The following is a 26806-nucleotide window of genomic DNA, read 5'->3' as shown; positions in this document are numbered from 1 at the left end:
GGCTTTCTGCGTTGGATGGGTCTGATGCGGGGCGGCTATGGCGCTGTTCCGCCCTGGGTCGCCGCCACATAGATGCGCCAGCGGCCCTCTTCCTCCTGCGCCAGGCGAAAGAGGGGGCTTGCCGCGAAGGGATCGTTTCGCCACGCCCCGTCTTGCGCCGTGACCACCGCCGCCCCGCAACCGAAGTTCTGGTGCATCTGAGCGAGGTCGGCGGACGTTCCTCCTCCCGCGAAGACGCGGGCGAACAGGTCGGTCGCATCCGCACGCTGCTTCGGCGTCAGCGGTGCGAAGGCGAGGGCCATTTCGGGTCCCGCAAAGCAGGACCGCCGTTGCGAAAGGAGAGCCCATGACAGGTTGATGGGCCAGGGCGTCAGCTGTTCCAGCCGTCCCGGATTGCTGGCGATGCGCACGTCCGCCGCCACCTCGCGCCGCACCGCCGCCCATAGGGTTGGATCCCCCGCGAAGGTCCCGCTATCCATGCTGCGCACGCCGCGCAAATTGCCACTCGCGAGCGCCACGCTATCCGGCAGGCCGGCGGCGATGAGCAGCGCCGCCACCCCCATCGCAAGCCAGCGCCGGCGTTGCAGGACACCTCCCATCGCGGCGCCAGCGAACCCGGACAGCACCAGCACTGCCGGTAACACGGCGCGCCAGCCGAGATCGTTGTTCTCGCCCGCCGTGCTCACGAGAAAAGCACTGACGGCCAAGGCGCCAAGACTCAAGGTGCCGAGCGCGGCCGCGAGGCGGTTGGTGTCGGGCTGCGGGCCGTGTCGCCTACGAAGCGCCATGACGAGGCCGACGGATCCGGCGAAGGCGATGGCGGGAAACTCGATGGGCAGCAGGACCAGCCAATAGGCCGGTATGTCGAAGAACATCCGCAGCCCCGCCGGAATAGCCGGCCCCAGCACGGCGAACGGCTCGATGCGGATTGGCGGTCCGCCACCGCGCGCCATTGCGACTTGCAACTGCGCGAGCAAGATCGGCGCTACCAGCACGCCGGCGCCAATGGCGACAGCCCCCACCAGCGCCAGGAAGCGCCCGCGCGCCTCGGAGGGACGGCGCGCGGCGAGCACCAGAACGGCAGCCCCGGCCGCCAGCGCAAATGTGACACCGCCCACCCAAAGCGAGCTGTCGAACCCTGCCGCGACCAGGAGTGCGAGCACCACCGCCGTTCCGGGCGAAGGCCGCGAGCGTGCTTGTGCCAGCAGCCAGACGGCGAGTACCGCGCATGAGGCCGACGCCACATGGTGCGGGCTCCAACTCGCCTGATACAGCACACCCGCGAGCCCCGTCGCCGGCTCGATCGCCTGATCGACGCGGGTCGCACCGAACAGGGACGCAAGGAGCGGTCTCAGTGAGCCGGAGGCGGCCGCTGCCAGTGCCAGCAGCGGCGCCATTGCGGAGGGGTGGAACCGAAAGGCGATGCCAGCCACCAGCGCCAATGCGGCGAAGGCCGAGAAGAAGGTTGTCGCGGCATCCGCCTCCCATCCCGTCGCGCCGGTGAGGATGACCAGTTGGGCCGCACCGAAGTGCCAGAGATAATAATAGGATATCACCCCCGGCGCGCCGCCGGAGCCAAACACAGGATTGGCCGGCGGCACTACCCCATGGCGTGCGATCTCATCGACGAGCGCGATCTTGGCGTGATCGTAGATGGGGGTCGCCAGCGCGACGGCCCCGTCCGCGCCCACCTTGGGCAGGACGGCGGCGGCGGGAATGCAGGCGAGCAGCGCGGCCAGCGCGAGGGCGGGCAGGACGAGGCGGGCTCCTGCGTCTGTCGTGGGCGGCGCCGTCCGTCCGCGGCGCAGGAGCGGCGCGCCGACGCACACAAGAGCGGTGACCAGCAGGATGGCGCTTGGCGATAGCCCGATCATCGGGGCGACGGCCAGCATCGCCATGTTCTCCACGGCCCAGCCGAGCGCGGGCGCCAGCACTATGGCCGGGACGCGGCGGATCATGACGGCGCGGGCGATCAGCCAGCCGGGTCCGCACCACAGCGCGAGCCCGGCGATGATCGAAAACAGCACGTGCGCATTCGAGGCCATGGCTGGTCAGTCCCGGTGCCGGAGCGGGCCGAGGGCCCTCACAGCCCGGCGAACCAGTTGAAGCCCTGTTTCTCCCAGAAGCCGAGCGGATAGGTGTTGGTGACCTCGATGGCGCGGATCCATTTGGGATTCTTGAAGCCAAGCTTCACCGCCGTGCGCAGGCGCAGCGGGAAGCCGTAGGGATCGGTGATGGGCTCGCCGGCGTATTTGGTGGCAAGAATGGTTTGGGGATGGAGCGCCGAGGCCATGTCGATGCTCTCCATGTAGTCGTCATTGCCGTAGAAGGCGATGTATTTCGCCGAGAGGTCGGCGCCGATACGGGTCAGGAAGTCCTTCAGGTTCGGCCCCGACCACTGGCCGATATAATCCCAGCCCTCCACGCAGATGTGGCGGATGATCTCCTCCTGCTCGGGCAGGGCGTAGATCTGGTCCAGCGTCCAGGGGCGCTTGTCCTTGATGAGGCCGGAGAGTTCCAGCTTCCAGGTGGAGACGTCCACCGGCTTCACCTCGTCGATCTCGTAATAGGCGTTGAAGCGCGGCGGTTTCACCACGAGGTCGGGGGAAAAGGTGGGGGCAAGCTTCTTCGGGTTGAACAGGGCCGCCTGGACCCCATCGTTGAAGTCCGAGACGGTCTTCAGCACACTCTGCACCGCGCCGCGATCGGAGATGTCGCAGCCGGCGAGCAGCGAGAGGGCGCCGAGGCTGAAGGTGCCGCGCAGCACTTTGCGGCGGTCGATGGTCTCGATGAGCTTGCGGTTCTCCACCAGCAGGCTCTTGTCTGGCGTCGTGACCGCGGGACGCCGCGGGGCGAAGGGATTGCGGAATGCCATTTTCGCCTCCGGTCAATGGGGAGTGGTGGGCGCGGGGGCGCCCTCGGGATGCGGATCTTCGGCGGGCACGGCCGGCCCGCCGGTGAGCATGGCGAGGATGGTGCGCGGCACGAGCAGCGCCAGCGCCACATGCACCACCATGAACCCCACGATGGCAGCCATGCCCAGGAAATGCGCCAGCCGCGCGCCCTGAAAACCGCCGAACAGGCTGACGAAAAAGGAGAATTGCACCGGCTTCCAGATCGCGAGGCCGGAAACGACCTGCATGATGATGATCGCGATGACCCCTACATAAAGCACCTTCTGCACCGCATTGTAGTGGGTGAGGTCCGCATGCTTCAGGCGGAATGTCAGCGCCGCGACCATCTCGGCCACCACCTCGCGCGGGCGGATGGGGAAGAACAGGCGGGCAAAGCGCCCGGTGGCGACCCCGTAGGCGAGGTAGAACAGGCCATTGAAGACCAGGATCCACATGCCGAAGAAGTGCCACTGCAGGGCGTGCTGCGCCCAGATGCCGAGCACGATCTCTTGCGGGAAGTGCAGGAACCCGAAGATCACCTCATCATTATAGATCTTCCAGCCGCTGCCGATCATGATGATCATGGACAAGGCATTGGTCCAATGCATGATCCGGATTGGAAGCGGATGCATGCGTCTTATACGGGACGAGATGGGTTTCATGGTCTCCTCCAATTATAAGTTATGTATTTATTTTCGAGATTCTCGAATTTCATGATTTTATTATTGTAGTTTTTATGTATTGTACTGTCCAAAATTGACTTGGTTGAAGGATCAGAACCATGCGCACAGCCCCCTTGCTCCTCACTCTTGCCCTCGTCGGCGCGGCGCCCGTCGCTTCCGCCGTCGCAGGCGGGCCGCCCCATGCCAACACCCAGGCCGGCCCGGCGGACGACAACCTCACCCCCGCCGAGCGCATGGCCGAGCGCTTCCCCCAGAAGGTGCGCGTGGGCGACCTCGTCGGCCTGCCGCTGCTTGATTTCGATGACCGCACGCTGGGCTATGTGCGGGAGGTGGCGCGCACGCCCGAGGGCGGCATCGTGTTGGTGGTGCCCGTGGGCGGCTGGTTCGGCCACGGCGGTCGTCCGGTGGCGGTGCCCATCGAGACGGTGGCCATCCTCGGCCGGCAGATCGCCCTGCTCGACATCCCCCGTGCCGAGCTGCCCCAGCGGGTCAGCTGGGCGGCGAAGGATGGCGCGCCCATCGCCGGCGACGAGATCATCCGGATCGCCATCACCCGCAGGTGAGGCCGGGGCGGGGAGCGGGCGGCCCATCACCGCCCCTCCATGCCCCGGGCGATGCGGTTCACCGCATCCACCGTGTCCATGTCGCGCCGGTTCACTGCCAGGTGCCGGCCGAAGGCGAGCGCGGTGCGCTCCAGTGCCGCGCGCAGGCCGAGATCGGCGATGGTCTCGAACTCCGCCACATGGGCGAGGCCGAGGATACGGCGGTGAATCTCGATGCCGGCAAAGCCCAGGGCGTCCCGCCACACGGTGTCGAGGTGCTGGGCGAGAGCGGCTTCGCTGCCCACAGCATCGCCCTGATCCTCGAACAGGTCCCGCCCGCCAAGGATGCCGGCGCGCTCGGTGCGCCACAGGCGGGAGAATTCCGCCGCAAATACCCGCCAGCACGTCTCCGCCGTGGCAAGCAGTTGATCGCCGGCCCGGGCCGCGGTGCGTGCGTCGGGGCGGTGGGCCTTGCGGGTGAAATAGGCCATCCACAGGTGCGCCAGCAGCACGCCCACATCGAACCCCATGGGGCCGTAGAGGGCGAATTCGGCGTCGATAACGCGGGTGTCATCTGCCGTCGCCATGACCGAGCCGGTATGCAGGTCGCCGTGCAGCAGGGTTTGCGCGCAGGTGGCGAAGCGCGCCTTCATCTCCTGCGCGGCGATCTTCAGGGGCCGGTCGGCACGCACCGCCTGCGCCGTCGCCTCAAGTCCCGGCGTGTGCCGGTTGAGGGGGGCGTCCTTGAAGGGATCGGAGAATACAAGTTCCTCGGTGATGCCGGCCAGCTCCACGTTGCCGGAAAACAGGGCAAGGTCTGCCTTGCGCGCGGCTGTGGGCATGGACCAGTCGGAGCCGCGGAACAGGGTGCGGGCGAGATAGAGGCCGAGATGCTCGCCAAGACGGGGCAGCTCCTCGCCTTCGATCAGGGCGCGACGCACCACCTTGTGGGGCGTCAGATGCTCCATCACCAGGAGCGCCTGGGCGGGGTCGAACAGCTCGAGGCCCGGCACCCGGCCGGGATCGCGCACGCCGAGCCGCTTCAGGGCTTCATGCTCGAAGAAGGCGCGGTCCAGCGACATGGGCCAGCTTTCGCCCACAACGCGGGCATAGGGCAGCGCCTGCTTCACCACCAGTGAACCTCTATCGCTCTCCACGATGAAAACGAGGTTGAGGTTGCCGTCGCCCACCTCGCGCACCCGCCATCCCGTGGCCGGGCCGAGGGGGGCGACGAGTTCCGCCCGGTCGCCGAGGCGCAGCGGCAGGCTCTCGCAATCGAGGGGGCGGTAGGAGATGCGCTCAAGCATGGCGGTCGTTCCCTCTCTCAGCGGGCGTCTGGCGCGTCGACGAGCGCGTGCGCGTCCCACGCCAAAGCGAAGGCTGAGGCCAGCGCGATGGAGCGGCAGGCGCCGTTGTGGTCGCCCTTCTCGAAGTCGCCATCCACGCAGCCGAGCTGGTTGGTGACATGGGCGAGGCACAGCACCGGCTGGTTCTGGGCGCGGGCGAAGGCGTAGAGGGCGGCCGCCTCCATCTCCACCGCAAGCAGCCCCTCGGCCTTGCGGCGGGCGATGGCGGCCTCGGTCTCGCGGAAGGGCGCGTCGGTGGTCCAGGTGGCTCCGGTCAGCACCGGGCCGTCGGCATGGGCGAAGGCCCGCCGGGCCATGGCGATGAGATCGGGATCCGCCGCTGCGAAAGGCGCGGCCGGCAGATAGTGATAGCTCGTGCCCTCGTCGCGCAGCGCCCGGTCGATGAGGACATGGTAGGAGGGCGGCGCGTGATCGGCGATCTGTCCGGCGGAGGCGATGGAGATCAGAAGCTCGCAGCCGCAGACGAAGGCCTGCTCGGCCACCAGTACGGAAAAGGACGAGCCCACCGCATAGCCGACGATGCCGAAGGCAAGCCCCTCTTCCTCCCACTCCCACATGTCGGTGTGGTAGCAGGCCCAGACCGTGGAGCGGCGCGCGGCGCGATGGGTGCGCACATAGTCCACCATGTCGCCGTCGGGATCGAGCAGGACGATGCGCGGCACCGGCCCTGCCGCCAGGCCCTTCTGCCGGCGCGCCTCGCGCATCATGTTTTCAGGCCGGAAGACCGATGGCGCGCGATGGTCGGCCCGCTCGATCAGCGGCATAAAGCCGGACGGAAGCGGCGAGCGCACCGGCCATTTGGTGTCGTCGGGCTCGTGCAAAGGCTGTAGCAGCATGGACGATTCTCACATCTTGTTCGGCGTGGCGGCACGTCCGGACATCTGGGTCGCCACCCGCAGGAAGGTGGAGACGATGCGGGTCCCGGCGGTGAGCGTGGTGCGCAGGTTGCCGGCGACCTTGGAGACGCCGCCCCGCCGCCGGCGGTAGGCGACCGGGATCTCCACGATGGCGAGGCCGGCGCGGGCCGCGCGCATCTGCATCTCGATGTTCCAGCCGTAGGTCAGCTCCCGCATCCCGAGGCTGACGAGGGCATCGCGGCGGATGGCGCGGAAGGTGCACATGTCGGAATAGGCAACGCCGTAGAGCGCCCGCATGCCGAGGCCCGCCGCGCGCCCTGCCGCCACCTGGTGCCAGGCCATGCTGCCCGGCTCCCGCGCGCCGCGGGTGCGCGAGGCGATGGCGAAGTCCGCCGTCCCCGCCTTCAGCGGTAGCAGCAGCGCGGGCAGGAAGGCCGGATCGTCCGCGCCGTCGGCATCCATGAAGGCGATGATGTCGGCGCCGCGCGCTTCGCACACGCCCTCAAGGCAGGCACGGCCGAAGCCCCGGCCGGAGGCGAGCACGGTGGCGCCGGCAGCAATGGCGATCTCGCAGGTGGCGTCGGTCGAACCGCCATCGGCTACGATCAGCTCGTCCACCACCCCCACGGGGATCTCGGCTAGCGTCGCGCCGATGGTCTGCGCCTCGTTCAGCGTAGGGATGACGAGGGCGATGCGATGGGCTGCAGTTTCGGCTTCGGCCATCACAGGCTCCATCGCAGGCCGCAATTGGCGCAGGCGGCAGGCGGCGTCTCGGAGAGCAGCCCGTCGCGGAAGCAGCGATAGGCTTCGCCCTCCCAGATCTCGGACAAGCTCTGCGTCGTGGCATCGCCCAGCGTGTAATTCTCGTAGCCGCGCTGGGAGAAGGGCGCGATGCAGCAGGGCAGGGCGCGGCCGTTGGCGGTGAAGTACATCACCGTCCATGGACGCCGGCACATGGACCAGGGTGAGCCGGTCTCCGCCCGCTTCAGGCTCATGCCAGGCTCGGCGGCGGCGCCGGACGCGGAGAAGACCATGCCAAGCGCGCGGGCGATCTCGGTCGCCTCAGCGATATAGCGGGCCTCGTCGGAATTGATCTGCTCGTAGAGCGCCTGGTCCGGCCGAGCGAGGCCGATGGCCTCCTGCTCGAAGAAGACGAGGCGCTGGAGATAGACTTCCTTGACGCCCAGCTCGGCGGCCACCTTCACGAAGGCCGGCAGCTCGGAAATGGTTTCCTTCAAGCCGGTGAGCCAGGCGGACACGCGCGGGTTCGCGTGGCCCTCGCGCTCCTGCAATTCGCGGAAAGCGCGCACGTTCTTCAGGATGCGGTCGAAATAATTCTTCCCACGAATGGCGCGATAGGAGGCGGCGTTGGACGCGTCCAGGGAGACGCGCAATTCGTCCAGCCCGGCCTCGATCATGGCACGGCCGTTCTTCTCGTTCAGAACCGTGCCGTTGGTGTTGAACAGCACATAGGTGCCGCGGTCTTTCAGATAGCGGACCATCCGGTCGAGGTTCGGCACCAGCATGGGCTCGCCGATCCCGTGCAGCACGCAGCGCTCCAGGTCCGGGATCTGGTCGACGATGGAGGTGAACAGCTCCCAGCTCATGTCGGCGGGAGGCTCCAGCTCCTCATAGGTGCGCGGGCAGGTGGTGCACAACAGGTTGCAGCGGTTGGTGGTCTCCAGATAGAGGCATACCGGCTTCTTTACTGGAACGCTGGTGCGGTTCGCCTCTGCCCGCTCGAAATAGCGGCGGGCATCGAGGGGGCTGCCGGTGGTGATCACATTCATGGGGCTTTGTCCGTCAAGGGGATGTGAGCGCTCACGAGGCGCGGCGCTGCGGGATGCCGCTTGGCAGCTCAGTGGGCAGGCCGAGGCGTTCGGCGAGGTCCTGCGTGGCGAGCAGGCGGCGCATCAGCCGCTCCGTATGGCGGGCGGCGCCGAGCTGAAGGCCCGACGTACCGAAGGGCACGGCCTGGATGATTTCGCCATGCAACAGCCGCAGCGCGGCGGCATCGTCCACGTCGTACCAAGGCGGCAGCAGGTGAACGTCGAGGCCGATTTCGGAGGCCCGCTCCAGCGTCTGCTGGCAGACCCGCTCGGTGCTCCAGTCGATGTCCTCGAATAGCCGCCAGCGCGGCGTCTTGAGGCCCAGCACAAAATAGCCGCCGTCCGTGGAGGGGCCGAGCACGGCCCGTTCGCCGGGGCGCGCCAGTGTATCGGCCAGTTCGGCGAGGATGGCAGGGGGCAGGGTGGGGCTGTCGGAGTTCAGCACCGCCGCCGCCGGATGCCCGAGGGCGAAGAGGTGGCCGATGGTGGCCCGAAGGCAGGCACCGAAGCCGGGCAGCGCCGCCTCGATGCGGCCGACGCCGGGCGGCAGCAGGGCATCGAAGAAATGGCCCGCGCCCGCCGGCCCATAGGCCACATAGGGCGTGATCCGCGAGAGCGCGCCGGCGGCGAAGATGTTGCCGACGATGTCCTGCACGAAGGCGGTGTTGAAGGCGGCGGCCTCGTGGGGCGAAAGCGGCGGGCACAGCCGCGTCTTGGTCCGCCCCGCCGCCGAGGCTTTCGCCATGACGGCGATGGCGCAAGAGAAGAGGCTGGACGTCGAAACGCCGGAATTGGAAACGCCGCCTGGTCCTTCAGTCATCGCAAGCCCCCGCTCTGGTGTGTTGTTGGTGTGGAGTTCGCTCGCCGGGGGCCGCGCGTTACACGCCTCACGAAGGAGTGAACGCACTGCCTTCTGGCGCGGGGGCCGTGGGCATTCCCGGCACTATCCGCGCGCGTCGAGCCGCGCGCGGAGACCCGCGACCTCCGCCTCCAGCGCCGCGATACGGTCGTCGCGCTCCTTCAGCGCGGCGGCGACGAGGGGTGCGTCGATCTTCTGCGGGATGTGCTGCGGGCAGTTGATGTCCCAGGCGCGCACCCGAAACAGCAGCGCGCGCTCCGGCATGGCGCCGTAGTCTTCCGGCATCAGGCGGGCGACGAGGTCCGGGTCGTTCTCCACCGCGCGCAGCTCGCCCCAGATCTTGATACGGCGGCGATGGGCGTAATCCATGAGGAACAGGAAAGCCTTGCTGTTCTCGCTCAGGTTTCCCAGCGTCACATATTGACGGTTGCCGCTGAAATCGGCGAAGCCAAGCGTTTCTTCGTCCACGACGCGGATGAAGCCCTTCGGGCCGCCACGATGCTGGACATAGGGCTGTCCCGTCGCGTTGGCGGTGGCGAGATAGGCCGTGTCCATCTCGCCGAGAAAGGCGACGAGATCGGGCGTGATGCGGGTGCGGAAGCCGCCGCGCGCCTCGACGCGTGCATACATGGCGCGCGAGCCGCGCTCGGCCTGCGCCGCCTTCACGGCGGGCGTGAAGGCGATGTCGCTGGCGGGCACCGGATGGATTGGGTCTGACGGATCGGGCATGGCAAATCCTCCAGAGGGAGGCCGGGACCGCATGACGGCCCCGGCTCTTGGCGCGTCAGGCCGCGCGCGGGGCGCCGGACCGCACCACCGGGAAGTCGATCTCGGTTTCCGCGACGCTGTTGAGGTAGTTGGTGAAGATGTTCATGGCGACCTGCGCCACGATCTCCACGATATCGCCATCGCCGAGCCCGGCCTGATGGGCATGGGCGAGGTCCCCATCGCTCACCTTGCCGCGGTTCGCGACCACCGCACGCGCGAAAGCGAGGGCGGCCTCGGTCTTGCTGTCGGCGGCACGGCCGGAGCGGGCCTGGCTGATGTCGGCATCGCTGAGGCCGGCGCCCTTGCCGATGAGCGAATGGGCCGAGAGGCAATAATCGCAGCCGTTCACCTCGGCCACCGCGATGGCGAGGCTTTCGCGGATCTTGGCCGGCAGCGCGCCGCCGCCGAGAGCGCCGGACAGGCCGATGAGGACTTCGAGGGAAGCCGGCGAGTGGGCCGCAACCTTGAACAGGTTGGGGGTGGAGCCGAACTTGGCGGCGACGGCGGCGAGGAGATCGTTCGCCTTGCCGGTGGCGGTGTCGGGATCGAGGGCGGGAATGCGGCTCATGGGATTGATCCTTCCTTCGGCGTCCCCGCACGGGGGGCTGAGGCGGAGGGGGGTGACGAAGCCGCTGCGGCCGCGTCGTCTCCGGTTCTTCATGGGGCGCCGTGGGAAAAAGCTAGGCCTTCCCATCGTTGTGCAGAATGAGTAGAGTTTGAAAGCCATTCTTTCGAAAAGTGAAATCAGGGTATGGACCGCATCGACGCCATGACTGCCTTCGTCACGGCGCTCGACGAAGGCAGCCTCGCCCGGGCCGCGCGCCGGCTGGGCCGCTCGCCGGCGGCGATCACACGGGCGGTGGCGCAACTGGAGGAACAACTCGGCACGCGCCTCCTCCACCGCACCACGCGCGCCCTGCACCTGACCCAAGCGGGCGAGCTGTATCTCGCGTCATGCCGGGCCATCCTCGCCGATCTCGCCGAGGCGGACCTGCTGGCCGCCGGCGAGCGCACCGATCCCAGGGGCGTCCTATCCGTCACCGCGCCGGCCACGTTCGGCCGCCTGCATGTGGCGCCCGTGGTCGAGGATCTCATCGAGGCACATCCGGCCCTGGAGGCGCGGCTGCTGTTGGTGGACCGGGTGGTGAGCCTTGTTGATGAAGGCCATGACGCGGCGGTGCGCATCGGCCATCTGCCGGATTCAAGCCTTGTCGCGACGCGGGTTGGCGAGGTGCGGCGCGTGGTCTGCGCGAGCCCGGACTATCTTGCCGCCCGCGGCACTCCCACCGCGCCGGCGGACCTGTCGACGCATCGGGTCATCTCGTTCTCGCAGATCACCGAGAATGCGGTGTGGACCTTCGCGGCGGGGCCTTCGGGCGGGGCGCGCAAGCAGGTGAGCGTCGCGGCGTGCTTCACCGTCAATAGCGCGGATGCGGCTATCGCGGCGGCGGCGCGGGGGCGCGGCATCACCCGCGTGCTGTCCTATCAGGTGGAGGAGGCGGTGGCCGCCGGGAACCTGCGCCTGGTGCTGGAGGAGTTCGAGGGCGAGCGTCTGCCGGTGCACGTGGTCTATCCGGGCGCGCGCCTGCAGGCGGCGAAGCTGCGTGCATTCGTGGATTTCGCGGTGCCCCGTCTGAGAGCGCGGCTCGCAGACCTGCCGGTCTCTTCGGGACGGGCTTGAATGGCGTGAGGCTCAGCCGGGCCTGCCGAGGCGCTCGCGCAGGAACTTTGTCATGAGCCGAACCTTCTTTGGAGTATAGCGCCGGCTCGCATAGATGAGCCACGCTGCGGTGTCGAACGAGGTGGCGGTGATGTCGTGGTCGGGAAAGAGGTCGATGAGCCTGCCGGCCGCAAGGTCTGGCCCCACCAGCCAGTCCGGCAGCAGCGCCAGCCCGAGGCCGTCGTGGGCCGCGTGGCGGATGGCGAGGCCGCTCGATATGGCGATATCGCCGCGCACCGGCACCTCCTCCACCCGGCCGTCGCGGCGAAACAGCCAGCGCAGGCGGAAGTCCGGCAGGCCGAACACGATGGCGGGATGCTTTTCCACTTCCTGCGGCGTGCTCGGGGTGCCCTCCCGCATGCAATAATCGGGGCTCGCCACCACCCGGTATCGGGTGGCGAACAGCTTCACGCCGATCACGTCCGCCCGCACATCCGGCGCCAGCCTGAGCGCCATGTCGATGCGCTCGGCGGCAAGGTCGAGGTTCGCGTCGGTGAGGATCAGATCGAGCTTGAGGCGGGGAAAGCGCATGCGCATCTCCGGCAGCAGCGGCATCAGACAGGCTTCGCCGAAGGCGACGGAAGCGGTGAGCCTGAGCGTGCCCACCGGCTCGGCGCGGGCGGACGCCACCTCGTCGCGGGCACGGTCGAGCTCGTCGAGGATGGGCTCCACTCGGGCGAGATAGGCCAGCCCCGCTTCGGTGAGCGACATGGTGCGCGTGGTCCGGTGCATCAGCCGGGCGTCAAGCTCCGCTTCCAGCGCCGCCACAGCACGGGAGACGGCGGAGGCGTCCATGTCGAGGTCGCGGGCGGCAGCGGCGAAGCTGCCCCGTCTCGCCACATGGACGAAAATGCGCAGCTGAGCGGTATCCATTCGTGCAGGTTATGCACGATTGTACTGTCGCAGTCCCCATTTTTCACCGCGGTGAGCACGCGCCATCTTGCCTCTGCTTTTGGAGGTATCTTGGCATGAAGACTTTGCTTCGGATCGATTCCAGCACACGCGTCGAGGGTTCGCGGTCGCGGCACCTTGGCGACGCGCTGGAGGCACGCTGGCGCGCGAATACCCCGGGCGGGGTGGTGGTGCGGCGGGACCTCGCGGTTGATCCCATTCCACACATCGACGCCACCACCATCGCCGGCTTCTTCACCCCGGCGGATCAAATCACCGACGCGATGCGGGCCGCCACCTCGCTCTCCGACCGGCTCATCGGCGAGGTGGAGGCTGCGGATGCCCTGCTCATCACCGCGCCCATGTATAATTTCGGGCTGCCTTCGGCGTTGAAGGCGTGGATCGACCACGTGGTTCGCATCCGCCGCACCGTAGCCTATGACGGCGTCACCTTCCGCGGCCTCGTCACCGGCAAGGCGGCCTATGTGGCGCTCGCCTATGGCGCGGGGAGCTACGAGCCGGGCGGGGCGCTGGCCTCCTTCGACTACGCGAAGCCCTATATCGCCCATGTGCTTGGCTTCATCGGCTTTCGCGACATCGAGGTGGTGGGCGTGGAAGGCACCAATGGCGAGGAAGGCGCAGTTGCGGCCGCGCTCGATGCGGCGCTGAAAGCCATCGAAAGCCTGCCGTCCCTCGCCGCCTGAAGTTTCCGGAGAAAAATCGCCGGGTGCGCGAATAAAACGGAGCGCGCTGTGGTCTTGGCTGGTGTGGGTCCGCCCACGCCAGCTGAAGCGGCCGCTCCCTCGGGGCGCCGCTCTCCCGCGCCGGACGTGTCCGGCCCACCCGGAGAGACCCATGACCAAATCCGACACCTCCACGCCCGCCGCCGATGCGGACGGCATCCACCGCCGCGGCTTCCTGGAATGCATGACCTGGGCAGGCACCGGCATCCTGTGGTCCCTGTCCGGCGGCCTGCCGAGCGGCCTCGGCCTTGGCTCCGCCTTGGCGGCGGAGCCGGCCAAGGCCTTCACCTTCCTCCAGATCAGCGACAGCCACGTGGGCTTCGACAAGCCGGCCAACCCGGATGCCCTTTCGACGCTGCGCGAGGCGGTGGCGCGCATCAGGACGCTGAAGGAGAAGCCGGCATTCATGATCCACACCGGCGACATCAGCCACCTGTCGCGGGAAAAGGAATTCGACGACGCCGACCAGATCGTCAAGGAAGCGGGCCTTCCGGTCTTCTACGTGCCGGGCGAGCATGACCTGCTCGATGACGGGCAGGGCAAGGCCTATCTGGACCGCTACGGCAAGGGCTCGAAGGGCGCCGGCTGGTACAGCTACGACCATGACGGGGTGCACTTCATCGCCCTCGTGAACGTGGTGGAGCTGAAGGCCGGCGGCCTCGGCAATCTGGGCACCGAGCAGCTTGAATGGCTGGAGAGCGACGTGGCGGGCCTGCCGTCCTCCACCCCCATCGTGGTGTTCGCCCACATCCCGCTCTGGACCGTCTATCCCGAATGGGGCTGGGGCACGTCGGACGGGCTGCAGGCGCTGGCCTATCTCAAGCGCTTCGGCTCGGTGACGGTGCTGAACGGCCACATCCATCAGGTGATGCAGAAGGTGGAGGGCAACGTGACCTTCCACACTGCCCGTTCCACGGCCTTCCCCCAGCCGGCGCCGGGCAGCGCGCCGTCACCCGGCCCGCTGAAGCTGCCGGCGGCGGAACTGCGCAAGAGCCTGGGTATCGCCACGGTGAACTTCGTCCGTGGCTCCCAGCCCCTCGCCATTATCGACCAGCCGCTCGAAGGCTGAGCGGGCGCGCCTTCCCGCCATTCTGAAAGGAGTTTTCTCGTGCGCCAGCCCATCACGCAGCTTCCTGCTTTGCGGTCCAATCCCGCCACGGCCCTCTTCGCCGCAACCCTCCTCGCGCTCGCCCTCGCCCTTGCGGCACGGCCGGTCGCCGCGGGTGAGGAGGTGACAGTCTCAATCGACAATTTCACCTTCAACCCCGCCGAGGTGACGGTTGCGCCCGGTACCACCGTCACCTGGGTGAACAATGACGACATTCCTCACACGATCGTCGACAAGAAGCAGGCCTTCCGGTCCAAGGTTCTCGATACCGAAGGCAAGTACTCCTTCACCTTCAATACGGCCGGAGACTTCACGTATTTCTGTTCGCTGCATCCCCACATGACTGGCAAGGTGGTGGTGAAACCTGCCGGCTGATTTCAACGAATAAGACTCGCAGCGGAACATGGGGTTCCGCTGCGATAGAGCTTGGGAACGGGGCAGGTCGATGTTGGCAACAGGCTCGGGATACGCGCCGTGGTATCCCGCCGGGGCTGCGGCAGGGACGGGCGCGCTTTTCGCTCGGTCGGGTGGATGGCGGGCTTTTGTGCTCGGCCTCGCCGCGCTGGTGCCCGTCGCGCGCATCCGGTCCGCGCATATGCATTCCATGGCGGAGCGTGGGGCACGCCACGGGCAGGCTGCTGCAGCGCCTGCCGCCGATCGCGGGCTCGATGCAGCCGGGGCGGCGCGGTTCGATGCGCTGATCCTGCCGCACCTCGATGCGGCCTATAATCTGGCGCGTTATTTAAGCCGGGATCCGGACGCGGCGCAGGACATCGTGCAGGACGCGGTCCTGCGCGCCTATCGCAGTTTCGCCGATTTCCGGGGCCTGAGCCCGCGGGCGTGGCTGCTCGCCATCGTGCGCAATTGCCATGCAACATGGCGTCTCAAGCGTCGGCGAGCGCCGCAGTCCGCCCCGCTGCCGCATGGCGAAGGAGAGACGCCGGACGATGCGGCCAGTCTCCTTGTTGACGGTGATACGCCCGAGAGCCTTCTCCTGCGCCGCACCGAGGCGGAAGCCGTGCGTGCGCTGCTGGAACACCTTCCCGAGCCACTGCGCGAGGTGCTGGTGCTGCGCGAGCTGGATGAGTTGTCCTACCGCGAGATCGCGGAGGTAGCGGGGGTGCCGGTGGGCACGGTGATGTCGCGCCTGTCCCGTGCGCGCCGGCTGTTCGCGGACCTCTGGTCGCGCACCACGCCAGACGGGGAGGCGACCCCATGAGCACGCCTATTCCAGAAGCCGGGCCCTGCACCGCATGGGAGGAACTGCTGAACGGCTACCTCGATGGCGAGCTGGATGCCGCCCATGTTATGGACGTGGAACGCCACATCGCCGGTTGCCCCGCATGTGCGGGCGCCCTCGACCGCATGGCGCGGGTCCGCCAGCTCGTCACCCTTGATGACGTGCGCTGGCGCGCGCCGCCGGCCTTGCGCGACAGCGTGATCGCTGCCCTCGCACGGGAGCGTAGCGCGTCGGCAGTCCCGCCCTTGGACCGGCCCGCGGGGGTCACGGGGCTCCTGGGCCGGCTGCGCACCCTGCGGCCCGCGCTCCAGCGCTGGAGCATCGTTCCCTCGCTGGCGGTGCTCGCGGCGGCGCTGCTGCTCGTGGTGCTGCCGCCGCGGGGCGGGCCGTCGCTGGAGCAGGACCTGGTTGCCGGCCATGTGCGCTCCCTGCTGGCGGAGCATCTCACCGACGTGGCAAGCTCGAACCAGCACACGGTGAAGCCCTGGTTCGGCGGCAGAATCGATTTCTCGCCCCCGGTGGTGGACCTCGCTGCGCGCGGCTTCCCGCTGGCGGGCGGGCGGCTCGATTATATCGGCGGGCGGGTGGTGGCGGCCCTTGTCTATCGCCGCAACGGACATGTCATTAATGTCTTCGTCTGGCCCGCCGGTTCGGACGCGCGTGTGGCCTCCACGTTCAAGGCGCGCGCCCATGAGGGCTACACCCTCCTCAACTGGTCCGAGGCCGGCCTGACCTATTGGGCCATTTCCGACCTCAACACGGTGGAACTGAAGGAATTCCAGGAGGATTTTCTGGAGGCGCTGCCGAAATAGGTCTCAGGCCGCGACGGCGATGCGCGACAGGTCGGCGAGGGAGGAGATCACGAAATCGGGCGCGTAACCGAGTGCTTCCTCCTGGGTACGCAAAGCCTTGAAGAGCGTCGCTGGCCGCAGCGCTCCGGCAACGTTGTTCCTCTCATCATCGATTTCCCGGGCGAGCGCAGCCTGGGGCACCCGCTCAATACGTGCGACGCGGAAGCCGAAACGCTTGGCGCCGGCGATATCGAACCCGTTCGAGGAGACGAACACCACCTCGTGCGGCTTCACCCCGAGCCGCTCCTCCACCAACTCGTAGGCCCGCGGATCGGGCTTGAACGCGCGCTTTTCGTCCACGCTGATGGTGGTCCCGATCAGGTCGCGCAGGGGGGAGCCGCCCACCAACGTCTCGAGCATCTGCGGGCTGCCGTTGGACAGGATGGCGCGGCGCACGCCGGACAGGCCGACGAGCGCCGGCACGGCGTCCGGATAGGGTGTGAGGCGATTATAGGCCTCGGCGATATCGTCGAACAGGTTGGCGGTGGGCGTGAGGCCGAGAACGCCGAGGGTGTAGGTCAGCGCCTCCCGCGTCACCGTCCAGAAGTCGCGGTAGTCGTTCATGAGCGAACGCAGCCAGCTGTATTCCAGCTGCTTCATCCGCCAGATCTGGGTGACGATTTCGCCGTGGCCGGGAAAGGCCCGTTCGGTCACCTCGGCGACGGACTGCACGTCGTAGAGGGTGCCGTAGGCGTCAAACACGAAGGCCTTGATCATGGGCGCTTTCTCTCCGGATCGATGAAATGCACCGCTGCTCTGGACCGCCCGGATCAGCGCGGTTCCAGCGCGGCAAGGGCGGGACGCAGCACACCTTCCAGCAGCGCCCGTTCGGGGCGGATGCGGGCCAGGACGCGGATGCCGAGCAGCACGCCCAGCAACATGTGCGCGAGGTCCTCTGCGGTCTGGTCGGCGCTGATGGCGCCGACCTTCTGGCCCGCCGCCACGCGACGGCGGAAGAACGCCTCGATCTCGCCGAGGGTGCGGCCTGCGGCGGCCCGCAGCTCGGGGTCGTGGGGACCAAGCTCCACGGCGGCGTTGACCACCATGCAGCCCTTCATGTCAGGGTCGTTCAGCGAGCGTTCCACGATCTCGTCGAAGAAGGCGCCGATGGCCGCGCGAGGGGCGATGACCGGGTCCTCCAGCCGGCGGATGCGGTCGGCCACGCTCTCGTCCACATAGCGCTTGAGCGCACGTTCATAGAGCGCGTGCTTGTCGCCGAAGGCGTTGTAGAGGCTGGCGCCGGTCAACCCCATGCTGGACGCGAGGTCGCGCACGGAGGTGGCCTCGTAGCCGTGCATCCAGAAGCAGCGGATCGCCGCATCCAGAACCTCGTTTTCGTCGAACGCCCTTGGCCGTGCCATGTCTTGCGTGGTCTTTCTTCGTTGGGGGATGCGGGCAAGGCTAGAGTGTTAACGCGTTTTCTTCACGCGAACCGGTATCCACTTCGCTCGAAAACGCTCTAGCGCCCGCCCGCCTCGTCGTCACCCGGCGCGGCGCGCGGTCTGGCCGAAGAGGATCTTCTTGCCTTCCTCGGTCACTGCCGGGCGGCTGGAATAGGGCTCGCCCCTGGCATAGGCGGCGATGGTCGCCGGCCGCGCGGCCACCGCCTCGAACCAGCGCTTGAGATGGGGGAAATCGGCGAGGTCCTGGCTCTGGCGCTGGTGGGGTACGATCCAGGGATAGATGGCCATGTCGGCGATGGAATAGTCCGCGCCCGCCACATATGCCGCGCCGGTTTCGGCGTTCGCCGCCAGCCGACGGTCGAGCACGCCGTAGAGCCGGTTCGTTTCCTTCACGTAGCGCTCGATGGCGTAGGGGATCTTCTCCGGCGCATACTGGCTGAAGTGGTGGTTTTGCCCGGCCATGGGGCCAAGCCCGCCCATCTGCCAGAACAGCCATTGGCTGACGGCCGTGCGGCCGCGCAGGTCGGCGGGGAGGAAGCGCCCGGTCTTCTCGGCGAGATAGAGCAGGATGGCGCCGGATTCGAACACCGAGATCGGAGCGCCGTTGTCGGCGGGGGCATGATCGACGATGGCCGGCATGCGGTTGTTGGGCGCAATCGCAAGAAAGTCCGGCTTGAACTGGTCTCCGGCACTGATATCCACGGGGATGATTTTGTAATCGAGCCCCGCTTCTTCCAGAAAGAGTGTGATCTTGTGGCCGTTGGGGGTCGGCCAATAATACAGATCGATCATGTTCCGCCTCATTGATGGGCTGAACGCAACGCGCAACCGCTCGCGCCGCGCAAAAATCGCAGATGGGATCTTGCGATCCCTGCGTCGGCGTGCATTCTATATCAGTCGATCTAAAATGCAAATGCGGTCCAGCCCAGCGGTTTGGACCGCCCTGGCACAGGTGATCCCTTGATCCGCTTCTACTTCCATCCCACGCCCAACCCCGCCAAAGTCGCGCTGTTCCTTGAGGAGACGGGCCTGCCCTACGAGGTGGTGCCCGTCGACACGGCCAAGGGCGAACAGCACATGCCGGCGTTCCGCGCCATCAATCCCAACGGCAAGGTGCCGGCCATCATCGACACCGAGGGCCCCGGCGGCCGGGAGGCGCGGGTGTTCGATTCCACCGCCATCCTGCTCTATCTCGCAGAGAAGACGGGCCGGTTCCTCGGCGCGCCTGAGGACCGGCCGGAGCTTTTGTCCTGGTTGCTCTTCCTGGCCAGCGGGCTCGGGCCGTTCTCGGGGCAGGCGGTGCATTTCCAGCATGCGGCGCCGCAAGGCCTCGACTATGCAGTGAACCGCTACCGGCGGGAGGTGGAGCGGCACTACAAGGTGCTCGACGACCACCTCGCGACCCGCAGCTTCATCGTCGGCGAGACCTACACCATCGCGGACATGTCGGCGTGGGGCTGGCTCGATCGCGCCGCGCGGGTGCTGAAGGTGGAGAGCGACCCGCTGTCCGGTTTCCCCAACCTGAAGCGCTGGTTCGCGCAGATCGACGGCCGCGAGGCGGTGGCGCGGGCCCGCGCGGTGGGCAAGGACCATAGCTTCAAGGCCTCCGGTGACGAGGAAAGCCGGCGCGCCCTGTTCCCCTCCAACTATCCGCCCGCGGCCGCGGAATGAGACGGCCGGCGCTGGTGGTCTCTTCAAGGAGGAAGCCATGAAGATCGAAGGAAAGCGAGTCCTCGTGACCGGGGGCTCAAGCGGCATCGGCCGCGCCATCACCGCCGCTCTTCTTGAGAAGGGCGCGCGGGTGGTGATCAGCGGCCGCAGGCAGGATGCCATCGACGCAGCCGTCGCGGGCCTTAAGGCCCAGGGCGGCGACGTCCACGGCATCTGTGCGGATGTGACCGAGACGGCAGGGCGGAAGGCCACCCTCGACGGCGCGCTGGTCTACCTGGGTGGGCTCGATATCCTTGTCAACAATGCGGGCGGCGTGCGTGCCGGCCGCCTGGAGGATACGAGCGAAGCCGAAATCCGTGCCATGCTGGAGGTGGACCTTATCGCCCCCATCCTCCTCACCCGCGCGGCCCTGCCGGCGCTCCGGGCAAGCGGAGACGGGCTGATCGCCGACGTCACCTCGGCCATCGCCCTCATCGGCGTGCCATTCTACGCCACCTATGCCGCCACCAAGGCGGGCCTCGCGCGCTTCGACGAAGCGCTGCGGCGGGAACTGGTGGGCGAAGGCGTGCGGGTGCTGACCATCTATCCCGGTGCGACGGACACCCCGATGATGCGCACCAGCCGGGCCGGCGCCGAGGTGGGCTTCACCAAGGAGCCGGCGGAGGCCGTTGCGGACGCCGTCATTGCCGCCATCGAAGGGGATGGGTTCGAGGTGGTGCGGGGCGGCGAGGCGCGGGCACAGATGATCGCTCTCAATCGCTCCGATCCCATCGCCCTCGACCGGCGCTTCGCCGATCTGAAGCCGGCGCTGGCCGAGGCGGTGCGCGACCACTCGGCGCTATAGCGGGCGGAGGCTGCGATTTGCATCCGGCCCCCTTCCGTGGGTCCCTGGATGGATGCGCGTCAAGAGCAGCCGTCAGTTTGCCTTGCATGATTGTGCGATTGTCTCAGGCAAACTGCTGGAGACCGTGGCCAACGGACCAATTCTCCTTCGCGGCATCGGAGATGACTACAAACACATCTTCCGGCCGGATTCCCGGAGCGTCGCCGAGCAGCTCCGCGATGCGTTTGAACAGCGCCTTTTTCTGCTCTGCTGTGCGGGTGTTGAAAACGGTGATCCCGATGTAGACGAGATCCTCGCTCCTCGTGACACCGAAGGCAGCACCGTAGCGGAAATTTGCGGCGTCATGCTCGCTGATGGTCATGAACTGGTCGTCGTCGGGCACGTTCAGCGTCTCGCGCAGCGCGCGGTAAAGGCTGTCAAAAATGGCCTGCCGGTAGGCTTCGGGCTTTCCGGCACGCATGGAAATGTGAATGAGCGGCATCGCTTGTCCCTTGCTCCCATGATCCGGTTCAAGGTTAGACGCCGCGACATCATTTTGATATGCTATGAATATTCATATCAATGATAACAAACCAAAATGACTGAGCGCCCCCTCGACCTGGATGCCGTCCGGGCTTTCATCTGCATCGCCGAGCTGGGCAACTTCACCCGCGCGGCCGAAGCAATGCGGACGACGCAGGCTGCGATCAGCCTGAAGCTGAAGCGGCTTGAAGAGCGGGTGGGCTGCCGCCTCGTCGAGCGGACGCCCCGTTATGTGCAGCTTTCCGCGCGGGGCGATGCCTTCCTGGAACATGCCCGCGAACTCCTGGAAGTGCATGATCGCGCGCTCGCCATATTCGGCGAACCCCGGCAGCGCCTCACCATCGGCATCAGCGACCACGTGGCGGGGCCTGAGCTTCCCGCCTTGATCGCGCGTATGAACGCGCAAGACCCGCAGCTGTTGATCGAAATCCGAATCGGATCATCAGGCGATCTGCTTCAAAGCTTCGATCGCCGCGAACTCGACACGGTGATCGTCCGCTTGCATGCAGGGCGGAGCGACGGGGACATGCTGACGGAGGAAAAGTTCGGCTGGTTCGCTTCATCCGGCTGGCAGCACCGCGCGGGCGAGCCCCTGCCGCTCGCCACGATGGCCGAGCCCTGCGGCGTGCGGGCAATGGCGGGGCAACTCCTCGATGCGGCAGGCGTGCCGTGGACGGAGATTTTCGTCGGCGGGGGCGTCGCCGCCGTCGTGGCCGCAGTCATGGCCGGGCTCGGCGTTGCGGCATTGGCACCGCGCATGCTGCCTTTCGGCGCTGTCGATGTCGGCCACAGGTTGAGCCTTCCGGACCTGCCGCGTTTGCCGGTGCTGCTTCACACGAGAGTCAAGGAGGGCCGACCGCGCGATGCGCTCGCCGCGCTTTCGGCTGCCTTCAGGAGCGCAGTGCGGGGCTAGCAGCCTTCAGATTGCGCAGAGCCAACCATGTGCATCTCGCCGGATTGATCGCGCCGGTGTAAGCCCCCGATTGCCATCCATTGCGCGACAGCACTGAAGGCGCAACTGCCGGCAAGCACTCACTCCACGGCGGTCCGAACGGTCTGTGTCGGGGCCGGAGTCCGAAGACGCCGCGCTTCTCGAGCGTGAGAGCATCGACTCAAGCTGAACACGGAGCACGATCGCGGTTGTGTCGCCGCCGGTGTCGAGCACGGCGCCTGCGCCTGTCTGGACGATCAACCGCGTGGCGCAGGGACATCCTGCGCCCGCGCTCACGGCTTCGAAAGTCTCCTGTAGAGCGTGTGCCTTCAACTTCGGCAATAGCCCTCCAAAATATATGCAGGGGACCAAATAATGACCAAAAAAGCCCGGGTGATGGCACGTCAAGCGAAGGATGCATTGCCCGGAACGGTCGCAGACACAATATTCGATTGACGGACTTTGCGCCTGCTCGAATATGTCTATTGCACCATTTAACCTTCTATCCGCATCTTACCTGGGAGAGTGCTATGGGGATGCAGTCCATGGTCGACTTCAAGTGGCCGGGGCTCACGCGGCCGGATGGCAATCGCCTCAGCCTCAATCGTGCGGCCTTCGTCGCGGTCGATCGCTACAAGGACATCAGCTACGATCCCATCTACCGGCCGCAGGCGCTGTATCATCGCGCGCTGGAAGGCCTCCACGCCAACAACGACGCCTTCCTGCTTCAGGAAGTGGCGACCAATCTTCCCATCTATCGGGAAGACACCGGGCCGACGGATTTCCACCTTCATCTTCCTCCGGGCGGATTCCAGCTGGTCCTGGTCACGTCGGGCATGTTCACCTTCGACTATGACGGGAAGCTCCATTATGTCGGCCCCGGCGCGGTGATGCTGCAAAGTGCCATCGTCCACCGCCAGCTGTTCTACACTTGGTCCGGCATGTCGACGGAAGAGAACCTGAGGACGCCGCAGACGGTGGTGCCCGATCCCACCTGTATGGGCTATTCGGGCAAGTTCCTCGAGGCCTTCATCACCGATCCGACCACCTTCCCCAATCCGACCGTGGTCGGCTCCGAACACATCAAGGAAGATGAGACCCCCCGCACGGCCTGGAAGCATCCGCTGCACAACCGGCCGGCCGGCGCCGGCTTCTGGGTCCAGGACCCGCTGGAGCTTGAAGCCCTGTTCCGTGCCTATCCCGCGGATGCGCTCGGGTCGGTGGCCTCACCCATGCCGGTCCATGTGCGCGATCTCGGCATCGAGGCGCCCAGCGGAAATCTGGTGACCGGGCACATCATCGCCACCGACCCGCGCGGCGGATCCATCCTGCCGAAGTCCACCGCCAAGGCCGACGCCGAGGGGCTGGCGAAGGGCGAAGTGGTGGTCTACCGCATCATCCGCGGCACCGCCCTCTTCACGGATGGCTCCGGCAAGCCGCTGGAGCTGGCCACCGGCGACACGGTGACCGCCGGCAAGGGTGCCATCACGCTCACGGACGTGGGTGAAGACACCCAGATCCTCCGTCTCGGCCTGCTCAGGGGCATCGAGGACCTCAAGATGTGGACACCCACCCAGCGCGACGAGATCGACGCCTTGGCAGGCCAGATCATCACCCGCGCGGACCTGCGCAGCGAACGGGTGACCGGCAAGCCCGTGGGCTATCTCTACGAGTAGGCGGACCATCGCACCTTTCATCGGACTGCGAAGGTGTGTTGCCCAAGATCGATATCCGGGGCAATGCCGTTACGGCGTAGGATAGGGGGGCGAGGCTGCTGGCGTCTCAGACGGACCAGCACTCTTCAAGAGGCGCCTCGCCTTGGAAAAGGACGACACGGAGTGACCATGGCAAGTGGGACCGAGGCCCGGGTGGAACGCGCCGGGCTGCAAATCGCGCGTACTCTGCACGACTTCATTGAAACCGAGGCATTGCCCGGCAGCGGCATCGATGCGGACGTCTACTGGGAGGGCCTCTCCGCCATCGCCCACGACCTGGCGCCGCGCAACCGCGAACTCCTGGCGCGGCGCGAGGAGCTGCAGAAGACCCTCGACCAGTGGTATCGCGACAATGGCGCCCCCCTCGATCTGGAGGCCTACAAGGCGTTCCTGACGCAGATCGGCTATCTGGTGCCCGAAGGCCCCGCCTTCAGCGTGACCACGGCCAACGTCGACCCCGAGATCGCGGAAGTGGCCGGCCCGCAGCTGGTGGTGCCGGTGATGAACGCGCGCTACGCGCTGAATGCCGCCAATGCGCGCTGGGGCTCGCTCTATGACGCGCTCTACGGCACCGACGCCATTCCGGAGAGCGACGGTGCCGAGAAGGGCAAGGGCTATAATCCCGTCCGCGGCGCCAAGGTCATCGCCTGGGGCCGCGCCTTCCTCGACGAAAGCGCGCCCCTCAAGGCCGCCTCCTGGGCTGATGCCGGCCCGCTGTCGGTCAAGGACGGCGCCCTCGTGGTCGGCGCCACCGGCCTTGCGGACCCGGCACAGTTCGCCGGCTATCGCGGCGAGGCGTCCGCGCCGTCCGCCGTGCTCCTGAAGAAGAACGGCCTCCATGTGGAGATCGTGGTGGACCGCACCAGCGTCATCGGCAAGGACGATGCCGCCGGCATCTCCGACCTCGTGCTGGAAGCGGCGCTGACCACCATCCAGGATTGCGAGGATTCCGTCGCTGCCGTGGATGCCGAGGACAAGGTCGCCGTCTACCGCAACTGGCTCGGCCTGATGAGCGGCGACCTCAAGGAGGAGATCGCCAAGGGCGGGCGCATCTTCACTCGCAGCCTCAACCCCGATCGCACCTACACCGCGCCGGACGGCTGCACGCTGGTGCTGCCGGGCCGCTCGCTCATGCTGGTGCGCAACGTGGGGCACCTCATGACCAATCCGGCCATCCTGCTGAAGGACGGCGCGGAAATCCCCGAGGGCATCATGGATGCCGCCGTCACCGCGCTCATCGCCCTGCGCGACATCGGCCCCGGCGGCCGCCGCGCAAACAGCCGCGCCGGCTCCATGTATGTGGTCAAGCCCAAGATGCACGGGCCGGACGAGGTAGCGTTCGCGGTGGAGATCTTCGACCGCGTCGAGGATCTGCTGGGCCTGCCCCCCGACACCATCAAGATGGGCATCATGGACGAGGAGCGCCGCACCACGGTGAACCTGAAGGAGAGCATCCGCGCCGCATCCAGCCGGGTCGCCTTCATCAACACCGGCTTCCTCGACCGCACCGGCGACGAGATCCACACCTCCATGGAAGCCGGCCCCATGGTCCGCAAGGGCGACATGAAGCAGGCCGCCTGGATCAGCGCCTACGAGGCCCGCAACGTGGACATCGGCCTGGAGTGCGGCCTCGCCGGCCATGCCCAGATCGGCAAGGGCATGTGGGCCATGCCGGACCTGATGGCCGCCATGCTGGAGCAGAAGATCGCCCACCCCAAGGCCGGCGCCAACACCGCCTGGGTGCCGTCTCCCACCGCCGCCACCCTGCACGCCACCCACTATCACAAGGTGAACGTGCATCAGGTGCAGGCCGCGCTGCGCAGCCGCCCGAAGGCCAAGCTGGACGATCTCCTGACCATCCCGGTGGCGGTGCGGCCGAACTGGACGCCCGAGGACATCCAGCAGGAGCTGGACAACAACGCCCAGGGCATCCTCGGCTATGTGGTGCGCTGGGTGGACCAGGGCGTCGGCTGCTCCAAGGTGCCGGACATCCATGATGTGGGGCTGATGGAGGACCGCGCCACGCTGCGCATCTCGTCCCAGCACATCGCCAACTGGCTGCGCCACGGCGTGTGCAGCGAGGCGCAGGTGCTGGAGACGCTGAAGCGCATGGCGGTGGTGGTGGACCGGCAGAATGCCGGCGACCCGCTCTACCAGCCCATGGCGCCGGACTTCAGCTCCATCGCCTTCCAGGCCGCCTGCGACCTCGTCTTCAAGGGCCGCGAGCAGCCGAGCGGCTACACCGAGCCGCTGCTCCACCAGCGCCGGCTGGAACTGAAGGCGCAGATCGCCGCGGCCTGACGAGGCCTCCAGACCAGAACCGGAGCGCGGCGGCACCGTCGCGCTCCGGGGCGGGAGGTCTACATGGCGGAAGAATTCCTCGCACCGGCATCGCACAGCGCCTTCCTGTGCGGGACAAGGATGCTGAAGGCGTCCTGCGCTTTCTTGCGCGCGGAATGTCCATGCGGTCGGCCTGCTCGGCCCGGGACGCACGCGATTGATCGAGGGAGCTACTGCGTAACGGCAGGTCGCCGCTCGGGCGCGTGGTCAGGACTGGCGGCGATTTTGCAGAGGCCGCTGATCCTGGCTCTCATCATGCTTGCTCTCATGGCGTTGGATCTCATGGCGTTGGATCTCATGGCGCAAGCAATCAGGGCAAAGGCAATCGCCTTCCGGTAGCTTGACCTTCAGCGGAGGCAGATCCTGGCACCAGCACCGAGGAGCGGGGGCAGACGCTGCCGATCCGCAGGTGAATTCAGCGCCGCATCTTTCGCAGCGAAGCCGGCGGGCCGGGATGACAACAGACACCTCTTCGCCTCAAGCAGAGTAACGGAAGGATACGTTTAGCGCGTCACCGCGAGGGCGGAAACCAGGGTCAACGTGCGGCTCCTCATGTCGCGCTCCTTCTATGATCGAGGATGAGTGGCGAATGGTGAAGCGCAAACTCGGTTTCTTCGCCGCCTTCAAGAGCCTGGCGGAGAAAAACATCGTGCTCGCGATCTACCGCCACCTCACCAATCCCGAAGAGGATAATCCCCTTATAATTAGGGGATTACCCCTATAATTAGGCCGACTGCATCGTATCGTCCGATGATTTCACTGTCATGGTCGGCATTCGGGTCTATTTCTGCTCTGGTTCTGTCAACAGTACTGAAACAGCGGGAGAGTATATCCCAACCAAAGCCGTCAATCTTCCGCGCGAGCGTACGCTCTTGCAGAGGGATCGTGGCGACCTGATGCCAAGCTATCTTGGTCTTGACGCTGGCGATCTTCCAAAGGGGCGGCAGGCTACCCAGTGGGTCGGTGCGCCTGGCGCACCCGGTACTCCTGGCGCTCCCGGTACTCCCGGTCCTACAGGTCCAATCGGC

Annotated in this window: 28 protein-coding genes and 1 pseudogene; 13 read left to right on the top strand and 16 right to left on the bottom strand. The window is 67.0% G+C overall.

The features are described from left to right. Positions 1–35: 35 nt before the first annotated feature. From FBQ73_RS06410 to FBQ73_RS06400, 3 genes are read right to left on the bottom strand one after another with little or no spacing between them, the layout of a single operon-like run. The gene (locus FBQ73_RS06410; protein ID WP_138398643.1) at positions 36–2045 is read right to left on the bottom strand and encodes a hypothetical protein; all 2010 of its coding nucleotides are present in this window, start codon (positions 2043–2045) and stop codon (positions 36–38) included. 38 nt (positions 2046–2083) lie between these two features. Continuing rightward, a complete protein-coding gene (locus FBQ73_RS06405; protein WP_138398642.1) occupies positions 2084–2875 on the bottom strand; it encodes a molybdopterin-dependent oxidoreductase in 792 nt (263 codons plus the stop codon). Positions 2876–2887: 12 nt separating this feature from the next. After that, positions 2888–3556 (bottom strand): cytochrome b/b6 domain-containing protein, encoded by a 669-nt coding sequence (locus FBQ73_RS06400; RefSeq protein ID WP_138398641.1) that lies wholly within the window; start codon positions 3554–3556, stop codon positions 2888–2890. A 119-nt stretch (positions 3557–3675) separates the two neighbouring features. Between FBQ73_RS06400 and FBQ73_RS06395 the strand changes: the two genes are divergently transcribed. Then, a complete protein-coding gene (locus FBQ73_RS06395; protein WP_138398640.1) occupies positions 3676–4140 on the top strand; it encodes a PRC-barrel domain-containing protein in 465 nt (154 codons plus the stop codon). Positions 4141–4166: 26 nt separating this feature from the next. Here FBQ73_RS06395 and mtnK read toward each other — a convergent pair whose 3' ends face one another. From mtnK to FBQ73_RS06360, 7 genes are all read right to left on the bottom strand, one after another. Beyond that, positions 4167–5426 carry an S-methyl-5-thioribose kinase gene (gene mtnK / locus FBQ73_RS06390; protein WP_138398639.1) on the bottom strand — a complete coding sequence of 420 codons (1260 nt, stop codon included), beginning with the start codon at positions 5424–5426 and terminating at the stop codon, positions 4167–4169. Positions 5427–5443: 17 nt separating this feature from the next. Further along, complete coding sequence (locus tag FBQ73_RS06385) at positions 5444–6322, bottom strand: nucleoside phosphorylase (RefSeq protein WP_210236681.1); 879 nt, start codon at positions 6320–6322, stop codon at positions 5444–5446. A gap of 9 nt (positions 6323–6331) precedes the next feature. After that, on the bottom strand, positions 6332–7066 hold the full coding sequence (locus tag FBQ73_RS06380) for a glycosyltransferase family 2 protein (protein ID WP_210236680.1): 735 nt from the start codon (positions 7064–7066) through the stop codon (positions 6332–6334). Next, a complete protein-coding gene (locus FBQ73_RS06375) occupies positions 7066–8133 on the bottom strand; it encodes a radical SAM protein (protein WP_210236679.1) in 1068 nt (355 codons plus the stop codon). Before FBQ73_RS06375 ends, FBQ73_RS06380 begins: the two co-directional genes overlap by 1 nt. Before the next feature lie 31 nt (positions 8134–8164). Continuing rightward, positions 8165–8992, bottom strand: a complete 828-nt coding sequence (locus tag FBQ73_RS06370; RefSeq protein ID WP_246089594.1) for a TIGR04282 family arsenosugar biosynthesis glycosyltransferase — start codon at positions 8990–8992, stop codon at positions 8165–8167. A gap of 123 nt (positions 8993–9115) precedes the next feature. After that, entirely contained in the window at positions 9116–9760 is a 645-nt protein-coding gene (locus tag FBQ73_RS06365; RefSeq protein ID WP_138398638.1) for a pyridoxamine 5'-phosphate oxidase family protein, read from the bottom strand. A 55-nt stretch (positions 9761–9815) separates the two neighbouring features. Then, positions 9816–10367: a carboxymuconolactone decarboxylase family protein gene (locus tag FBQ73_RS06360; protein ID WP_138398637.1), complete on the bottom strand. Its 552-nt coding sequence runs from the start codon at positions 10365–10367 to the stop codon at positions 9816–9818. A gap of 183 nt (positions 10368–10550) precedes the next feature. Between FBQ73_RS06360 and FBQ73_RS06355 the strand changes: the two genes are divergently transcribed. Further along, positions 10551–11480 carry a LysR family transcriptional regulator gene (locus FBQ73_RS06355; protein ID WP_138398636.1) on the top strand — a complete coding sequence of 310 codons (930 nt, stop codon included), beginning with the start codon at positions 10551–10553 and terminating at the stop codon, positions 11478–11480. Positions 11481–11492: 12 nt separating this feature from the next. Here FBQ73_RS06355 and FBQ73_RS06350 read toward each other — a convergent pair whose 3' ends face one another. After that, positions 11493–12392 (bottom strand): LysR family transcriptional regulator, encoded by a 900-nt coding sequence (locus FBQ73_RS06350; protein WP_138398635.1) that lies wholly within the window; start codon positions 12390–12392, stop codon positions 11493–11495. Positions 12393–12487: 95 nt separating this feature from the next. On the opposite strand from FBQ73_RS06350, the gene FBQ73_RS06345 reads away from it, so the two are divergent. The 5 genes from FBQ73_RS06345 (at position 12488) to FBQ73_RS06325 (ending at position 16313) form a co-directional block, all read left to right on the top strand. Next, positions 12488–13114, top strand: coding sequence for an FMN-dependent NADH-azoreductase (locus tag FBQ73_RS06345; RefSeq protein ID WP_138398634.1), 627 nt, complete (start codon positions 12488–12490; stop codon positions 13112–13114). A gap of 151 nt (positions 13115–13265) precedes the next feature. Next, positions 13266–14222, top strand: coding sequence for a metallophosphoesterase family protein (locus FBQ73_RS06340; RefSeq protein ID WP_138398633.1), 957 nt, complete (start codon positions 13266–13268; stop codon positions 14220–14222). 69 nt (positions 14223–14291) lie between these two features. Further along, on the top strand, positions 14292–14636 hold the full coding sequence (locus FBQ73_RS06335) for a cupredoxin domain-containing protein (protein WP_138399015.1): 345 nt from the start codon (positions 14292–14294) through the stop codon (positions 14634–14636). A gap of 169 nt (positions 14637–14805) precedes the next feature. Next, positions 14806–15480 (top strand): sigma-70 family RNA polymerase sigma factor, encoded by a 675-nt coding sequence (locus FBQ73_RS06330; protein ID WP_246089593.1) that lies wholly within the window; start codon positions 14806–14808, stop codon positions 15478–15480. Further along, entirely contained in the window at positions 15477–16313 is an 837-nt protein-coding gene (locus tag FBQ73_RS06325) for an anti-sigma factor family protein (protein ID WP_138398632.1), read from the top strand. The genes FBQ73_RS06330 and FBQ73_RS06325 overlap by 4 nt, the downstream gene beginning before the upstream one ends. Before the next feature lie 3 nt (positions 16314–16316). On the opposite strand, the gene FBQ73_RS06320 is transcribed toward FBQ73_RS06325, so the two are convergent. The 3 genes from FBQ73_RS06320 to FBQ73_RS06310 all read right to left on the bottom strand — a co-directional run bounded on the left by FBQ73_RS06320 (position 16317) and on the right by FBQ73_RS06310 (position 18547). Continuing rightward, positions 16317–17069: a haloacid dehalogenase type II gene (locus FBQ73_RS06320; RefSeq protein WP_138398631.1), complete on the bottom strand. Its 753-nt coding sequence runs from the start codon at positions 17067–17069 to the stop codon at positions 16317–16319. A gap of 53 nt (positions 17070–17122) precedes the next feature. Next, complete coding sequence (locus tag FBQ73_RS06315) at positions 17123–17713, bottom strand: TetR/AcrR family transcriptional regulator (RefSeq protein WP_138398630.1); 591 nt, start codon at positions 17711–17713, stop codon at positions 17123–17125. Positions 17714–17833: 120 nt separating this feature from the next. Continuing rightward, the gene (locus FBQ73_RS06310; protein WP_138398629.1) at positions 17834–18547 is read right to left on the bottom strand and encodes a glutathione binding-like protein; all 714 of its coding nucleotides are present in this window, start codon (positions 18545–18547) and stop codon (positions 17834–17836) included. A gap of 168 nt (positions 18548–18715) precedes the next feature. On the opposite strand from FBQ73_RS06310, the gene FBQ73_RS06305 reads away from it, so the two are divergent. After that, a complete protein-coding gene (locus tag FBQ73_RS06305; RefSeq protein ID WP_138398628.1) occupies positions 18716–19426 on the top strand; it encodes a glutathione S-transferase family protein in 711 nt (236 codons plus the stop codon). A 37-nt stretch (positions 19427–19463) separates the two neighbouring features. Next, positions 19464–20270, top strand: a complete 807-nt coding sequence (locus FBQ73_RS06300) for an SDR family NAD(P)-dependent oxidoreductase (RefSeq protein ID WP_138398627.1) — start codon at positions 19464–19466, stop codon at positions 20268–20270. Positions 20271–20373: 103 nt separating this feature from the next. Here the strand turns inward: FBQ73_RS06300 and FBQ73_RS06295 are convergent, their stop codons facing one another. Continuing rightward, entirely contained in the window at positions 20374–20751 is a 378-nt protein-coding gene (locus tag FBQ73_RS06295; protein WP_138398626.1) for a tautomerase family protein, read from the bottom strand. A 96-nt stretch (positions 20752–20847) separates the two neighbouring features. Here FBQ73_RS06295 and FBQ73_RS06290 point away from each other — a divergent pair, with 96 nt between their 5' ends. From FBQ73_RS06290 to FBQ73_RS06280, 3 genes are all read left to right on the top strand, one after another. Beyond that, complete coding sequence (locus tag FBQ73_RS06290) at positions 20848–21705, top strand: LysR family transcriptional regulator (protein WP_138398625.1); 858 nt, start codon at positions 20848–20850, stop codon at positions 21703–21705. A 548-nt stretch (positions 21706–22253) separates the two neighbouring features. Further along, entirely contained in the window at positions 22254–23399 is a 1146-nt protein-coding gene (locus FBQ73_RS06285; protein WP_138398624.1) for a hypothetical protein, read from the top strand. A 168-nt stretch (positions 23400–23567) separates the two neighbouring features. Continuing rightward, entirely contained in the window at positions 23568–25739 is a 2172-nt protein-coding gene (locus FBQ73_RS06280) for a malate synthase G (RefSeq protein WP_138398623.1), read from the top strand. A 246-nt stretch (positions 25740–25985) separates the two neighbouring features. On the opposite strand, the gene FBQ73_RS06275 is transcribed toward FBQ73_RS06280, so the two are convergent. Beyond that, positions 25986–26246, bottom strand: a complete 261-nt coding sequence (locus tag FBQ73_RS06275; protein WP_210236678.1) for a cysteine-rich CWC family protein — start codon at positions 26244–26246, stop codon at positions 25986–25988. Positions 26247–26346: 100 nt separating this feature from the next. Here FBQ73_RS06275 and FBQ73_RS23080 point away from each other — a divergent pair. After that, positions 26347–26463, top strand: a pseudogene (locus tag FBQ73_RS23080) (ribonucleotide-diphosphate reductase subunit beta); the annotation flags it as partial. Between the last annotated feature and the right edge of the window lie 343 nt (positions 26464–26806).

This window comes from Xanthobacter autotrophicus (assembly GCF_005871085.1).
GTDB lineage: Bacteria > Pseudomonadota > Alphaproteobacteria > Rhizobiales > Xanthobacteraceae > Xanthobacter > Xanthobacter autotrophicus.
Note: the sequence above shows the minus strand (reverse complement) of the source record. Positions and strands in the feature narration are given on the sequence as shown.